The organism is Pseudomonas sp. HMSC08G10 (assembly GCF_001808425.1).
Taxonomy (GTDB): domain Bacteria; phylum Pseudomonadota; class Gammaproteobacteria; order Pseudomonadales; family Pseudomonadaceae; genus Aquipseudomonas; species Aquipseudomonas guariconensis.
Map to the genome: position 1 here is coordinate 70,535 of NZ_KV793302.1, position 14,222 is coordinate 84,756.

General features: G+C 63.3%; 12 protein-coding genes. 8 read left to right on the top strand and 4 right to left on the bottom strand.

The annotated features are described in order from the left end of the window. Positions 1-716, top strand: a 716-nt coding sequence (locus tag HMPREF3173_RS24915) for a BCCT family transporter (RefSeq protein WP_256544247.1), incomplete at its 5' end; no start/stop codon positions are given. 221 nt (positions 717-937) lie between these two features. Here the strand turns inward: HMPREF3173_RS24915 and HMPREF3173_RS09390 are convergent. Then, positions 938-1,579: a LysE family translocator gene (locus tag HMPREF3173_RS09390; protein WP_043212034.1), complete on the bottom strand. Its 642-nt coding sequence runs from the start codon at positions 1,577-1,579 to the stop codon at positions 938-940. Positions 1,580-1,731: 152 nt separating this feature from the next. On the opposite strand from HMPREF3173_RS09390, the gene HMPREF3173_RS09395 reads away from it, so the two are divergent. The 5 genes from HMPREF3173_RS09395 (at position 1,732) to HMPREF3173_RS09415 (ending at position 7,302) form a co-directional block, all read left to right on the top strand. Beyond that, the gene (locus HMPREF3173_RS09395) at positions 1,732-2,682 is read left to right on the top strand and encodes a ribonuclease Z (RefSeq protein WP_070572583.1); all 951 of its coding nucleotides are present in this window, start codon (positions 1,732-1,734) and stop codon (positions 2,680-2,682) included. 132 nt (positions 2,683-2,814) lie between these two features. Next, entirely contained in the window at positions 2,815-3,240 is a 426-nt protein-coding gene (locus HMPREF3173_RS09400) for a glycine zipper domain-containing protein (RefSeq protein ID WP_070572586.1), read from the top strand. 183 nt (positions 3,241-3,423) lie between these two features. Continuing rightward, positions 3,424-3,948 (top strand): RNA polymerase sigma factor, encoded by a 525-nt coding sequence (locus HMPREF3173_RS09405; protein WP_043212039.1) that lies wholly within the window; start codon positions 3,424-3,426, stop codon positions 3,946-3,948. Next, positions 3,945-4,781, top strand: a complete 837-nt coding sequence (locus HMPREF3173_RS09410; protein WP_070572588.1) for a FecR family protein — start codon at positions 3,945-3,947, stop codon at positions 4,779-4,781. The genes HMPREF3173_RS09405 and HMPREF3173_RS09410 overlap by 4 nt, the downstream gene beginning before the upstream one ends. A gap of 76 nt (positions 4,782-4,857) precedes the next feature. Continuing rightward, entirely contained in the window at positions 4,858-7,302 is a 2,445-nt protein-coding gene (locus HMPREF3173_RS09415; RefSeq protein WP_070572591.1) for a TonB-dependent receptor, read from the top strand. 19 nt (positions 7,303-7,321) lie between these two features. On the opposite strand, the gene HMPREF3173_RS09420 is transcribed toward HMPREF3173_RS09415, so the two are convergent. Genes HMPREF3173_RS09420 through gnd form a run of 3 tightly spaced genes read right to left on the bottom strand, consistent with a single transcriptional unit; the run spans position 7,322 to position 11,721 of the window. Further along, the gene (locus HMPREF3173_RS09420; RefSeq protein ID WP_083299976.1) at positions 7,322-9,181 is read right to left on the bottom strand and encodes a glycoside hydrolase family 15 protein; all 1,860 of its coding nucleotides are present in this window, start codon (positions 9,179-9,181) and stop codon (positions 7,322-7,324) included. 57 nt (positions 9,182-9,238) lie between these two features. After that, a complete protein-coding gene (zwf, locus tag HMPREF3173_RS09425) occupies positions 9,239-10,744 on the bottom strand; it encodes a glucose-6-phosphate dehydrogenase (RefSeq protein ID WP_070572593.1) in 1,506 nt (501 codons plus the stop codon). Continuing rightward, a complete protein-coding gene (gene gnd, locus HMPREF3173_RS09430; protein WP_070572595.1) occupies positions 10,741-11,721 on the bottom strand; it encodes a phosphogluconate dehydrogenase (NAD(+)-dependent, decarboxylating) in 981 nt (326 codons plus the stop codon). The genes zwf and gnd overlap by 4 nt, the downstream gene beginning before the upstream one ends. A gap of 204 nt (positions 11,722-11,925) precedes the next feature. Here gnd and HMPREF3173_RS24550 point away from each other — a divergent pair, with 204 nt between their 5' ends. Both HMPREF3173_RS24550 and glgA read left to right on the top strand, forming a co-directional pair. Next, complete coding sequence (locus HMPREF3173_RS24550) at positions 11,926-12,096, top strand: DUF6026 family protein (protein WP_168166374.1); 171 nt, start codon at positions 11,926-11,928, stop codon at positions 12,094-12,096. Between the two features lie 563 nt (positions 12,097-12,659). Beyond that, positions 12,660-14,219, top strand: coding sequence for a glycogen synthase GlgA (gene glgA, locus HMPREF3173_RS09435; protein ID WP_070572598.1), 1,560 nt, complete (start codon positions 12,660-12,662; stop codon positions 14,217-14,219). Positions 14,220-14,222: the final 3 nt, after the last annotated feature.

The following is a 14,222-nucleotide window of genomic DNA, read 5'->3' on the forward strand; positions in this document are numbered from 1 at the left end:
CCGTGTTCTACTGGGCCTGGTGGATCTCCTGGACACCCTTCGTCGGCATGTTCATCGCGCGCATCAGCCGCGGGCGCACCATTCGCCAGTTCGTCACCGGTGTGCTGCTGGTGCCTAGCCTGGTGAGCTTGATCTGGTTCACGATCTTCGGCGGTGCCGGTATCGATGCCCTGCAAGAAGGCACCTTCACCCTGGTCAATGGCGCCGTGAACAGCAACCACGCGCTCTACGAACTGCTGGAAAGCTACCCGTGGGCGTCGGTGACTTCGGTATTGATCATGATCCTTGTGGGCATCTTCTTCGTCTCCGGCGCCGATGCCGCCTCCCTGGTGATGGGCACCCTGTCCGAGCACGGCACCACGGAGCCGTCCCGGGCCACGGTGATCTTCTGGGGCGCGCTGACCGGCACGGTGGCAGCGATCATGCTGGCGATCGGTGACCCGGCCAACCCAGGCGAGGCCCTGACCGGGCTGCAAAACCTCACGATCGTCGTGGCGTTGCCGTTCGTGATCGTGATGGTGCTGCTGTGCCTGGCGCTTTACCGCGACCTGCGCCGCGATCCGATGATGCTGCGTCACCTACGCGGCAACGAGCTCATCGAGAAAGCCGTACTGTATGGCGCGGTCAAGCATGGCGAGGAGTTCTACATCGTCGTCCAGGAAAAGAAATCCGCCGTCAAACGCACCCACGCCCAGGCGCAGGCCACAGAGACCTGAGTCCACCCTGCGCGGCGCGTACGAGGGCGGATTGAGCTGCCCCACCGCGTCGCCTGCTTCGCAGGTAAACCCGCTCCCACGGAATCCGCGCGAATCCTAAGAGTCCTCGCAGACCTTGTGGGAGCGCGCTTACCCAAGAAGGGGGCAGTGCAAATGGCACAAGGTTGCCTTCAGTTGGCGTCCCTGAGCGCACTCAGGAATGCCCCGTACCGCTCGGTGCCTCACGCGGCCTGCCGGCGCATGGTCAGGATGGCAGCGCCAAAACCGATGAACGTCGACCCCACCACCCGACTGACCCACCGCGACAACGCAGGACGGGTCAGCACTCCCTTGGCCCGCGACGCGAGCGCGGCATACAGGCTCAACGACACCAGCGACAAAGCCATGAAGATCGAAGTGAGGATCAGGAACTGTGGCAGCAGTGCCGCTTGTTGGTCGATGAACTGTGGGAACAAAGCCGTGAAGAACATCGTCGCCTTGGGGTTGGTCACCGCCGTGAGGAAGGCCGACTTGTAGAGTTTCCAGCGTGTGGGGCGGGCCTTCTGCGCACTCGCTTCGACGCCTTGCGCCAGCATCGGACCTTTCTTGAGCAACTGCCTGGCGCCCAGATAGAACAGATAGCCCGCGCCGAGAATCTTCACCGCGTTGAACAGCCATTCGGAACTGGCCAGCAGCGCCCCCAGGCCAAGCATTGCGGCCGAGGACAGGCAGAACAGGCCACTGGCATTGCCGATCGAGGACCACACCGCGCTGCGCTGTCCGTGCGCCAGGCTGTTATTGATGGCCATCAAGGTGGCGGGCCCGGGGCTGGCAATGGCAATCGCGGCGACCACGGTGAAGGCGAGAATCGAATGAACGTCCATAGCCAAAGCTCTAAGCAAAATGAAGACTGAATCTTACAGAAATACCCTACTGATCGGCGCGTGGGACGCATCTTTTCGATCCTCGGGCCACCGGCTTGCCTCACGACAGGGTCACCCGTGAAAATGCCGCTATCCCCCTAAGGAGCCCACCCATGGACCTGCAGTTTCTGGGCACTTCAGCCGGTGTGCCCACCAAGGCGCGCAACGTGACCGGCACCGCCGTCATCGAAGCGACTGGAAGCCATTGGTACCTGGTCGACTGCGGAGAAGCCACCCAGCACCAATTGCTCCATACCTCGCTGTCGATCCGCGACCTGCGAGGCGTGTTCATCACCCACGTCCACGGCGACCACTGCTTCGGCCTCCCAGGCCTGCTGGCCAGCGCAGGCATGTCCGGGCGCACCGAGCCCCTGGATCTGATCACACCGGCTGCGCTGCACGACTGGATACGCCTGAGCCTTGCCGTCAGCCAGACCTACCTGACCTTCGAGCTGCGTCTATTGGCGGTGGAAGCACTCGGTACCTGGCACAACGACAATATCCAGGTGAGTACCGTGGCGCTGTCTCACCGCGTCCCCAGCCACGGCTTTGTGTTCACCGAAATCAACCCCGAACCACGCCTGGACATCCAGCGCCTGGACGCCGAGGGGATCCCGCGGGGTCCTTTGTGGGGCGAGCTGGCCCATGGCAATCCGGTCGTACACGACGGCCGCAGGCTCAACCCCCAGGAATACCTGCGCGCGTCCCGCCCTGCCCGGCGCATCATCGTCTGTGGCGACAACGACACCCCAGGCCTGCTCGCCGAGGTGGCAAAGGACGTGGATGTGCTGGTGCACGAGGCGACCTTCACCCAACCGCTGATCGAGCGCACCCAAGCCACCTTCGGCCACAGCACGGCCGCCGCGGTGGCGCAGTTCGCCGAACAGGCGGGGGTGAAGAACCTGGTGCTCACCCATTTCAGTGCCCGCTATCAGCCCAACCCCCAGCGCAGCCCGTCCATCGCAGACGTGCATCAGGAAGCCCTGGCACACTACCGCGGCAACCTGATCTTGGCGCAAGACCTGCGGCGTTATCACATGACGCGCGACGGGCGCTTGACATGAAACGCCCCGACCAGCGGCCATAGCGCTCGTCGAATGCTTGACCTGAGTCCAGAGCCCATCGGTTTTTCGTTGACCGTGCCCACGCCGGGCCGCAGACTTCGCGCTCGTGATTCATCCTGAGATCTGTAAAACATGCGCAAGTCATTTCCTGTAATCGCACTGTTCACCTTGATGGCCAGCTCGTATGCCATCGCCGGCGAAACCACCAACACCGCGGTCGGCGGTGGTGTCGGCGGAGCTCTGGGGAGTGTGGTCGGTCAGGCCATTGGTGGTAGTACGGGTGCCGCGATCGGCGCCGGCGTCGGCGGCGCGGCAGGCGGTGCGGTTTCGGCCAAGCACGGCAAGAAAACCGAAGCCGCCATCGGCGGTGGCCTGGGCGCCGCAGGTGGCCAGGTGCTGGGCAACAAGGTTGGCGGCTCCACCGGCGGCGCCATCGGTGCCGGCCTGGGCGGCGCGGCGGGCAGTGCCATCGGCAACAGCATGGCCGATGACGATCACCATCACAGCCACAACTCCGGCAAGAAACACAAGCACAAGAAGCACAAGCATCACGATTGATCGCTTGGGCACTCCCACAGGGGACGACGCAACGCGTCCCTTGTGGCGCCAAAGCTCCAACCAAGCTCGACCCCCGCCTTCGTTCGACGATTACCATTGTGAAAGATGGTATTTATTCGCAATTATTTCTCATTTACACTCGCCCACTCGCTTCGAAAGCAAGCTTTTCTTCCTGGGTGCATCGTGTCGTTCGATCCCGCCAAACCGACGCTGCTGACCACACTGGTCCGGCACTACGACGAGCTCGTGGAGCACATTCGCCGACGCTTCGGTGACAAAAGCTCAGCGCGCGACGTGGTGCATGACGTGTGCGTGCAGTTGCTCGAGCGAGGCGAAAAGGAAGAAGTCCGCAGCCCCCTCGCCCTGCTGCGCAAAATTTCCCACGACACCGCCATCAGCCGCTACCGTGGCGAGCGCCGTCGAGCCGCCTGGGTGGAGGCTGCCAGCGAACTGCCCGAGATCCCCTGTACCGCTGCCACCCCCGTGAACCGATACGAGGCCGAGCGTGAGTTTCAATTGCTCGTCGATGCGATCGCCGCACTGCCTGCGCGCTGTCAGGCGGTGTTCGTCCTGCATAAAATCCACGAAATCCCTCAAGCGGAAGTGGCAAAGCACCTTGGTATTTCCATCAAAACAGTGGAAAAGCATCTTCGCCTGGGGCTTGCCGCATGCAGGGCAACGCTCGGACGTGACGAGGTGCATCCATGACCCATGACACCGACAAGGGGCGATTGGATGAGGCCCTGGGACGGCATCGTGAAGACCTCAAGCGGCTGTTTCCCGTTCCGCCAGCCAAGCCGACAGCGCGCAAACCAGCCAAGGCCGCCGCGCTCATGCTGTTGGTCGCGCTGGCCATCGGTGCCCTGGGCTGGTTGAACCCTGCCTACAAGCAAGAGCGATTCACCACTGCGGTCGGCGAGCGGCGCGCTGTTGCGCTGGCCGATGGCAGCGAACTGCTGCTCGACAGCGCCAGCGCTATCGATGTCCGCTGGCGTGTGTTCAGTCGCGATGTGGATCTTCGCGCCGGCCAGGTCCTGTTTGAGGTGTCTTCGGCCGTTTACCGCCCCTTCGTAGTGTCGGCAGGTTCGGCCAGGGTCCAGGTGCTTGGCACACTGTTCAATGTCCGTCGACTGGATGACGACAATGTTCGGGTGACGTTGGCGCGGGGCCGTGTGGAAGTCGATACACCGGCAACCGTGCAAACGCCGGTCATCCTGGCGCCAGGGCAACAGGTCGATGCGATCGGTGGACAGCTCACGACGGTAGCGAAGGTTGACGCGACCAAGGCGATGGCCTGGAAACATGATCGCATCGTGTTCGAGCAAACACCGCTGGACGAGGCCGTTGCCGTGCTTCGCCACTATCGAACGGCGCCCATCGAGCTGGGTGACCCAAGCCTGGCGGCGCTCAAGGTGACTGGCGTGTTCCAGGCGCACAACGTCGATCTGCTGCTGGATCTGCTCCCAAGCATCCTGCCTGTTTCCCTGTCGCGCCAGGAAGACGGCAGCGTCCAGGTCGAACGCCGGGCGCCCGGAAAATAAATACTCAAGCGAAGGTAGGGTTTTTCGATTCCCCAGACGGCTAGTTGAAAAAGCCAACTACAAAGGAACTCGAGAAGTGCATTCTTCCTTGCGCGGTCGCTCTCTACGCTTGTCGTTACTCGCCAGCAGCCTGTTCATCGCGATATCGGCTCAAGGCCAGGAACTGGTGAACATCGACCTGCCGGCCGCCCCGCTTGGCCAGGCCATCAACACCCTGGCACAGCAATCCTCGGTACAGATCATCTTTGCAGGCGACCTGGGTGCAGGCCAACAGGCGCCTGCGCTGAAGGGGCGATTCACGCCAGAGCAAGCACTGCAAAAACTGCTCGAGCACTCAGGGCTGCAGGTACAGGCCAAGGATGCCCATACCTTCATCATCGTCCCCTCCGAGCAAATCCAGGCCACCCCCTCGCCGATCACCCGCAGCGAACCTGTTGAAATGGCGCAGATGGAAATCACCTCTTCGCGTACCCGCAGCGACCTGGTCTCGGCAACCCGGCAATCGACACTGATCGACCACGACCAGTTGCAGGCGCTACGCCAAGGCTCCGAGAGCCTGGCCACGGTGCTGGCCAAGGCGATTCCGGGCATGTCCGACTCCAGCCGCACCGTCACCGAATACGGCCAGACCTTGCGCGGGCGCAGCATGTTGATCATGGTCGACGGCGTACCGCTCAACACCAACCGCGACTCTTCGCGCAACCTGGCCAACATCGACCCGGCACTGATCGAACAGGTCGAAGTCATCCGCGGCAGCAGCGCCATTTATGGCAGCGGCGCCACAGGCGGCATCATCTCCATCACTACCCGCCCTGCCGGTGGCGAGAACCGCGCGCAGACCAGCCTGAGTGCCACCTCGCCCCTCACCCGGCTGGGCAGCGATGGCCTGGGCGGGCAGTTCCAGCAGTATGTCGCAGGCTCCCAAGGCGCGGTGGACTATGCCTTCGACTTCGGCACCCGCCACATCGGTGCGTCGTACGATGCCCACGGCGATCGCATTGCGCCGGAACCCAGCCAGGGGGACCTGTTCGACGCCAACATCTACAACATCGGCGGCAAGCTTGGCCTGCACATCGACGAAAACCAACGGGTGCAGCTGGGTGTAAGCCACTACGACGCACGCCAGGACACCGACTACGCCACCGACCCACGCGTCGCCAAACTGCCAGCAGGCTCGGTGCCAGCCAACGCGATCAAGGGACTGGATCTGGACGAGCAGAACCGCATTCGCAACACCCTGGTGAATCTGGAATACGAGCATCTCGATATCCTCTCGAGCCGGCTTTCCGCCCAGCTGTACTACCGGGACTATTTCACGCGCTTCACGCCGTTCGACGCCCGCGCCGTCGCCACCCGTGGCGGCAACGTGGACCAGGTGATGCAGAACAGCGAAGTGTTCGGCAGCCGCCTGACCTTACGCACCCCGCTCGGGCAAAGTGGCAATACCGAATTGGTCTGGGGCGGCGACTACAACCAGGAGCGCAGCGACATGCCACTGGATGTATTCGACCCCGCGGCTTATGACGCCAGTGGTGGCCTTGTCTTCGACAAGATCGGCAAGCTCACCTACATGCCGCCGCTCAAGACCCGAAGCGCAGGCGCGTTCGCCCAGCTTCAGCATCGTTTCGACGAGCACTGGTCGATCGACGGCGGGCTGCGATACGAATACTCCACCGCCCAGTTCGATGACTTCGTTCCACTGTCCGAATCCCGGGCCGCCTCGCCCGTGGCAGTCGAAGGGGGGCGGATCCACTACGATGCGGTGCTGTCGAACCTTGGCATCGTCTATTCGCCAGTGCTCGGCCAGGAGATCTATGCCTCCTTCAGCCAGGGCTTCCAGCTGCCGGATGTGGGTATCCAACTGCGAAACGCGCGTCGCGGTTTCGATCTGAGCGCCTCGAACCTGGAACCTGTGAAAACCAACAACTACGAGCTCGGCTGGCGTGGAGAGCTGGGCAGCAACACGCTAGGCACCCTGGCACTGTTCTACACCACGTCCAAGCTGGGCGATGTGCAAAGCTTCAACAACGGCCTGATCCTGACCCGAACCAAAGAACGCATCTATGGCGCCGAAGCCAGTGCCGACTGGCTGTCGGACGATGAGAGCTGGGGCGCCGGCGGCAGCGCGACCTGGATGCAAGGACGAGAAAAGCCAGATGGCAAAGACTGGCAAGACATGACCGGCTACCGCGTCCCTCCGCTGAAACTGACCGCTTACCTGCAGTACAAGCCAAATTTCGACTGGAGCAACCGACTGCAAGCCACCTTCTTCGACTCCAAGGACTATCGCCTCGATGGCATGGACAGCTTCGGCCGGCACCAGGTAGACACCTACACGACCGTGGATCTGATCAGCCAGTACCAGGTCTCCCCTGACGACAAGGTGAGCGTGGGCATCCAGAACCTGTTCAATCGCGACTACTACCCGCTCTACAGCCAGCTGTTGCGCAATAACAACAACACCAGCCATCTGCCAGCACCCGGCATGGTGTTGACCGCCAGTTATACGCACGACTGGTAACCCCGTGGGGCACCACCGACTATTTGGGGCCGCTACGCGCCCCAATCGCGGCTGAACCCGTTTCCACAGGGGTGACACTGGCGTCGGAAAACTCCGCCCGATCCCGCACCGGACACTGCGCCCGGTGCAGATTCAACGCCGTATTGATGATCCCGATATGGCTGAACGCCTGCGGGAAGTTCCCCAGCATCCGCTTGCCCACCGGGTCGTACTGCTCGGCCAGCAGGCCCACGTCGTTGCATAGCCCGACCAGTCGCTCATACAAGGCCTGGGCTTCTTGCTGCCGCCCGAGCAACACGTACACGTCCGCCAGCCAGAACGAACACACCAGGAACGTCCCTTCCCCCGGCGTCAGGCCGTCGCTACAGCGGTCGCTGTCGTAGCGAAGCAGCAAGCCGTTGCGCAGCAGACGCTGCTCGATCTGCGCCAGGGTGCGCAGAAAGCGTGGATCGTCTGCAGGCAGGAAGCCCGTCAGGGCGATCTGCAACAGGCTTGCGTCCACTTCCCGGGAGCCATAGGCCTGGACGAAGTACTGGCGCGTAGGGTCGAGCCCGTGTTCGCAGATGTCGCGGTGGATCTGATCGGCCACTTGGCGGTAGTGCCGGCCTCGTTCGCGGTCTTCCTCGGTGGTGTCGGCCAGGCTTGCGGCGCGGTCGAAGGCGACCCAGGCCATGACCTTGGAATGCACGAAGTGCTGCCGCCCGCCGCGCACTTCCCAGATGCCTTCGTCCGGCTCACGCCAGATGCGCTCCAGGTACGGCAGGATCGCGCGGGCAATGGCCGAACTGCGCGGGTGCCGGGGCAGGCCGCCGCGGATGGCCTGGGTCATGGCGTCGGCGAGCTCGCCATAGATGTCCAGCTGCAATTGCGCCGAAGCGGCATTGCCGATACGCACGGGGCGCGAGTGCTCGTAGCCGCTCAGCCACGGCAGGGTGAACTCTTGCAGGTCGCGCTCACCGGCCAGGCCGTACATGATCTGCATCTGCTCGGGATTGCCGGCAACCGAACGCAGCAGCCATTCACGCCAGGCCTGTGCTTCGTCGAAGTAGCCAAGGTTCATCAGCGCCAGCAGGGTCATGGTGGCATCGCGCAGCCAGCAGTAGCGGTAATCCCAGTTGCGTTCACCACCCAAACGCTCGGGCAGGGAGGTGGTCACGGCGGCGACGATGCCACCGGTGGGGGCGTAGGTCAGGGCCTTGAGGGTGAGCAAGGAACGGCGGACCAAGGGCGTCCAAGGGCCGACATCCGGACAGCGGGCGGCGAAGGCCTGCCACTGGGCGATGGTTGTTTCCAAGGCCTGGTCAACGTCAAACTCCGGTTGTGGCGGCAAGTGCGAGAGCTGGTGGCGCAGGCTGAACACCTGGCGCTCACCGGCCAGAACGCGAAAGCGGCTGACGCTGTGATAGTCGCGCGAGTGCACAGGCTCCGTGCTGCGCAGGATCATCCGGTCGGGGCCGGCGACCGCGCTGAGGGTGTGCGGGTCAAGCTTCTCTACCCATGGGACGCTGCGCCCATAGTCAAAACGCATTACCAGGTCCATCTCGAAGGCGCTTTCGCCGGCCAAGCCTTCGACGATGCGGACCACAGCGTTGTGTTCGCCCAGAGGCATGCAGTCGATGACCCGGGCGCGGCCGCTGGCAGTGGTGTAGGTGGTTTCGAGCACCAGGGTGTCATCGAGGTAGCGGCGGCTGACGGCTTCGACAAGGTCGCTGGGGGCCAGGCGCCAGCGGCCGTTTTCTTCATTGCCCAGCAGCGCGGCGAACACCGCCGGGGCGTCGAAACGCGGGACGCACAGCCAGTCCAGGGAGCCATCGCGGCTGACCAGGGCGGCGCTGCGGCAGTTGCCCAGTAGCGCGTAGTCTTCGATCGGGGCTGGCATGGGCGCTCCTCTGCAAGACGGTCGGTTTGGGGGCGCTTTGCGCCCCATCGCAGCCCTTTATCCCAAGGTGTGCCACTCCCGCTTGTCACGCGTGAGCAGCTCGTCGCCCGCCGCGGGGCCATCTTCACCGGCGGGGTATTCATGGACCTCCCCACCGCTGGCCCAGGCATCCAGGAACGGCTGCACCGCACGCCAACCGTTCTCGATGTTGTCGGCGCGCTGGAACAGGGTCTGGTCGCCGGTGAGACAGTCGTAGATCAAGGTCTCGTAACCGGTCGCCGGGGTCATCTTGAAGAAGTCCTTGTAGGCAAAACCAAGCTCGACGTTTTCCATCACCAGCTCAGGCCCGGGACGCTTGGCCTGCAGGTCGAACCACATGCCTTCGTTGGGCTGGATCTGGATCTTCAGGTAGTTGGGCTTGGGCCGTTCCAGTTCCGACTCGCGGAACTGCGCATACGGCGCCGGCTTGAAGCAGATGGCGATCTCGGTGTCGCGCACGCTCATGCGCTTGCCGGTGCGCAGGTAGAACGGCACCCCGGCCCAGCGCCAGTTGTCGATCATCACCTTGAGGGCAACATAGGTCTCGGTGCGGCTCTGAGGGTCGACGTTCGGCTCCTGACGATACCCGGCCAGGCGCTTGCGACCCTGCTTGCCGGCCACGTACTGGCCACGCACGGAGTGCTTGAGGGCCATCTTCTGCGACCAGGGGCGGATGGCCCCGATCACCTTGGCTTTCTCGCTGCGCACCGCATCGGCAGCGAAGGCCGCCGGCGGTTCCATGGCGACCATGGCCAGCAACTGGAACAGGTGATTGGGGACCATGTCGCGCAGGGCGCCGGTGTTGTCGTAGAAGGCGCCACGGGTTTCGACACCGACGGTCTCGGCCGCAGTGATTTGCACGTGGTCGATGTAATGGTTGTTCCAGAACGACTCGAACAGCCCGTTGGAGAACCGGCTGACCAGGATGTTCTGCACCGTTTCCTTGCCCAGGTAATGGTCGATCCGGTAGATCTGCCGCTCGCTCATTACCCCCAACAGGCAGGCGTTGAGCGCCTCGGCGCTGGCCAGGTCGGTGCCGAAGGGTTTTTCCACCACCACCCGGCGAAAACCGCCGCCGGACTCATCGAGCAGCCCGGCATCTCCCAGACGCTGCGCCACTTCCGGGAAGAAGCGCGGCGAGGTGGCGAGGTAAAAGATGGCATTGCCATGGGCGGTCTTGTCGATGCGCTTGCCGATGGCCTCATAGGTGGCCGGGTTCAGGAAATCGCCGGTCTGGTAGTCCAGACGTTTGGCCAGGCGCGCCCACACTTTGTCGTCCAGGCACTTGTTGGAGCCCTCCCCGCCTTTGTCGCGCTCGACCATGAAGGCATGCAGGCGCTCTGCGAACGCATCGGCCGTGGCTGGATTGTGGTCGACACCAACGATGCGCAGGTTGCGATCCAGCAGGTCATCGCGGCTGAGGTTGTACAGCGCCGGCATCAGCAGGCGCTTGACCAGATCGCCGTTGGCGCCGAACAGGAACAACGTGCAGGGCGGCGCGGCAGGGATGCGTTGTGGCGTCATTTGCCTTTCTCGACGTGGCCGCCGAAGCCCAGGCGCATGGCCGAGAGGATCTTGTCCCCATAGGTGCCCTGCTGCTGGCGCGAACGGAAACGGGCAAACAGCGCGCTGGACAGCACCGGCACCGGCACGGCCTGCTCGACGGCGGCGTCGATGGTCCATCGGCCTTCGCCGCTGTCGGACACCGAGCCACTGAACTGGGCCAACTGCGGGTCAGCCACCAGGGCGTCGGCGGTCAGGTCCAGCAGCCAGGAGGTCACCACGCTGCCGCGACGCCACACTTCGGCGATCTCGGCCACGTCCAGGTCAAAGCGCTGCTCTTCGGGCAGTTCGTTGCCGCCTTTGCTGCGCAGCAGGTCGAAGCCTTCGGCGTAGGCCTGCATCAAGCCGTACTCGATACCGTTGTGCACCATCTTCACGTAGTGCCCGGCACCGGCTGGCCCGGCATGGATATAGCCATGCTCGGCGCGGCCATGTTCACCCTCGCGACCCCGGGTGCGGGGGATGTCGCCCACGCCAGGGGCCAGGGCCTTGAACAGCGGCTCGAGGCGTTCGAACACGTCCTTCTCACCCCCGATCATCATGCAGTAGCCGCGCTCCAGGCCCCACACGCCGCCGGAGGTGCCGACGTCCAGATAATGCAGGCCCAGCTTGGCCAGCTCAGTGGCCCGGCGCATGTCGTCCTTATAGAAGGTGTTGCCACCATCGATGATCGCGTCGCCCGGCTCCAGTAGCTCAGCCAGCTGGGCGATGGTCTGCTCGGTAGGCTCACCGGCAGGCAGCATTACCCACACCGCGCGAGGTGCCTTGAGCTTCTGCACCAGCGCTCCCAGGTCGTGTGCCCCTTGGGCGCCCTCGCTCTCCAGCGTCATCACCGCGTCGCGGTTGCGGTCGTGGACCACAGTCCGATGCCCTGCGAGCATCAGACGCCTCGCGATGTTGCCGCCCATGCGGCCCAGCCCGACAATTCCCAGTTGCATGTGTCGATGCTCCCCTTATGAAATGGATGACAACGCGGTTCAGGTTTTCAGATTAGTCCAGTGCTCCGTTCGAGGGTTCACCGACGAACGGGGCGACAACGATAAACAAAAAAGTTCCCAAGGCCAGGAAAAGAATTCAGAATGCGCGCCGCGCCAAGCGTCTACGCTTGAAATTGTCACCAGCCAGAACCGCGAGGTGTTCCAATGGGTACCCTGATGCCTTCCACTCCCACCCAGACCCTCTATGTCACCGTGCGCCGTGACGAGCTGCGCCGCCTGAAGGATGAACGCGACCAATTGCGCCAGCAGGTTGCCCAGTTGAACCAATTGCTTGAGCAGGCCCGCTGCGAAGACGACAAAGCCATCCGCCTCTAAATGCCCTCCTCCTGGTGGGAGCTCACTGGCTCCCACTGTGCAAGATTCTCCCTTCGCATCCTGACCTGTTTCTGCGGTTTCGCTCGACGTCCTTTGCCGGTCGACTGATCGCCGGGGCGCATTGCGCGCCTGTCGTATCCCCCGGCCGCACGCTTGGCGGCCTGTCTACCTTGCGTATTTACATCCTGTGACAACCCGCCAACGTTTGCGCACGCCCACGCTCATCATTTAAATGACCAGCGGGTCACAAATGTAACGCAACCTCTCCTACACTCGGGATTCTGCCCGCCAAACCGTCTGGGTAACCGGACGGAAAAAAAAAGAAACTTTCCAACAAAGCGGCAGGTCAGGAACTAAGTAGGCCAATGCACAGGGGACCTCCCCGCTTCGGCCCACCCACACCCCAAACAGCTCAACTGCCTTCGGCTGGAACGCCGATTGCACGGTGCTTGTGCGCACCACTCTGGGGCATGGACCGCACTACGAAGATTTGAACTAGAGAGAACCAACACGACATAACGCCAAAGGGTGCCAGCCACCCGATACAAGGGACGGAGAGAAGTATGATCAGTGCCGCTGTCGAACCTCACGTAGATACATTCACCCCGGACAACCGCGAACCGCTGCCGCCAGGATTCGCCACGACAGCCAAGGCACCCGGCGCCCAGCGCCGTCACAACCCGCACAAACGCAAAATCCTGTTCGTCACATCGGAAATCGCCGACCTGGTCAAGACCGGGGGTTTGGGCGACGTGTCCTCGGCCCTGCCCCGGGCCCTGTCCCATCTACACGATGTCCGTGTGTTGATTCCTGGCTACCGCCAGGTGGTCGACAGCGACAACCCCATCCATATCGTCGGCGAACTGGGTGGGCACGCGGCGCTGCCACCCTGCAAGATCGGCCGCATGGATCTGGCCGACGGCTTGGTCATCTATGTCCTGCTCTGCCCCGAACTGTACGAGCGCGACGGCACGCCCTATGGCGCCAACAACGGCCGCGACTGGCCGGACAACCACATCCGCTTCGCCCGATTGGGCCTGGCCGCTGCTGAAATCGCCGCCGGCGAAGGCATGATCCACTGGCGCCCCGACCTGGTGCATGCCCACGACTGGCCGGCAGGCCTGGCCCCGGCGTACATGCACTGGCGCGGCCTGAACACCCCGACCCTGTTCACCATCCACAACCTGGCCTACCAGGGCGTGTTCAGCCGTGCCTGCTGCCCGGAGCTGGCCATCCCTGACCATGCCCTGCAGCAGGAAGGCATGGAGTTCTACGGCAAGCTGTCGTTCCTCAAGGCGGGCCTGGCCTACTCCAGCCATATCACCACCGTGAGCGCCACCTATGCCCGGGAGATCACCACGCCCGAATTCGGCTGCGGGCTGGATGGCTTCCTGGCCAGCAAGGCGCAGCAGGGCCTGCTCGGCGGCATTCCCAATGGCATCGACGAGAGCTGGGATTCGGCCACCGACAAGCACCTGCAGCACAATTTCAGCCTCAACGACTGGGACGGCAAGGCGCGCAACGCACAAGAAGTGCGCACGCTGTTCCAACTCGAGGCATCGCAGGGGCCATTGTTCGCCGTGGTCTCACGCCTGGTTTACCAAAAAGGCCTGGACCTGACGCTGGGCGTGGCCGACTACATCGTCAAACAGGGTGGCCAGATCGCCATTATCGGCCGAGGCGAACCTGAGGAAGAACAGGCCATGCGCGAGCTGGCCCTGCGCTATCCGGGGCGCATCGGCGTGCGCATCGGCTTCAACGAAACCGATGCACGACGCATGTTCGCCGGCAGCGACTTCCTCCTGATGCCGTCGCGCTATGAGCCCTGCGGCCTGAGCCAGATGTACGCGCAGCGCTTCGGCTCGCTGCCGGTGGCGCGTAACACCGGTGGACTGGCCGACACCATCGAGGACGGTGTCACCGGTTTCCTGTTCGACGAGTCCACTGTCGAGAGCTACCGCGAGGCCCTGAGCCGGGCGTTCTACGTGCACGGCAAGAAAGACTTGCTCAATGCCATGCGCTGCCTGGCCATGACCCAGCCGTTCAACTGGTGTCAGGCCGTGGAACCCTACGCCAAGCTGTACGAGGAACTGGTCTGTCAGGCCCACGCTGGCCACTACTGAACG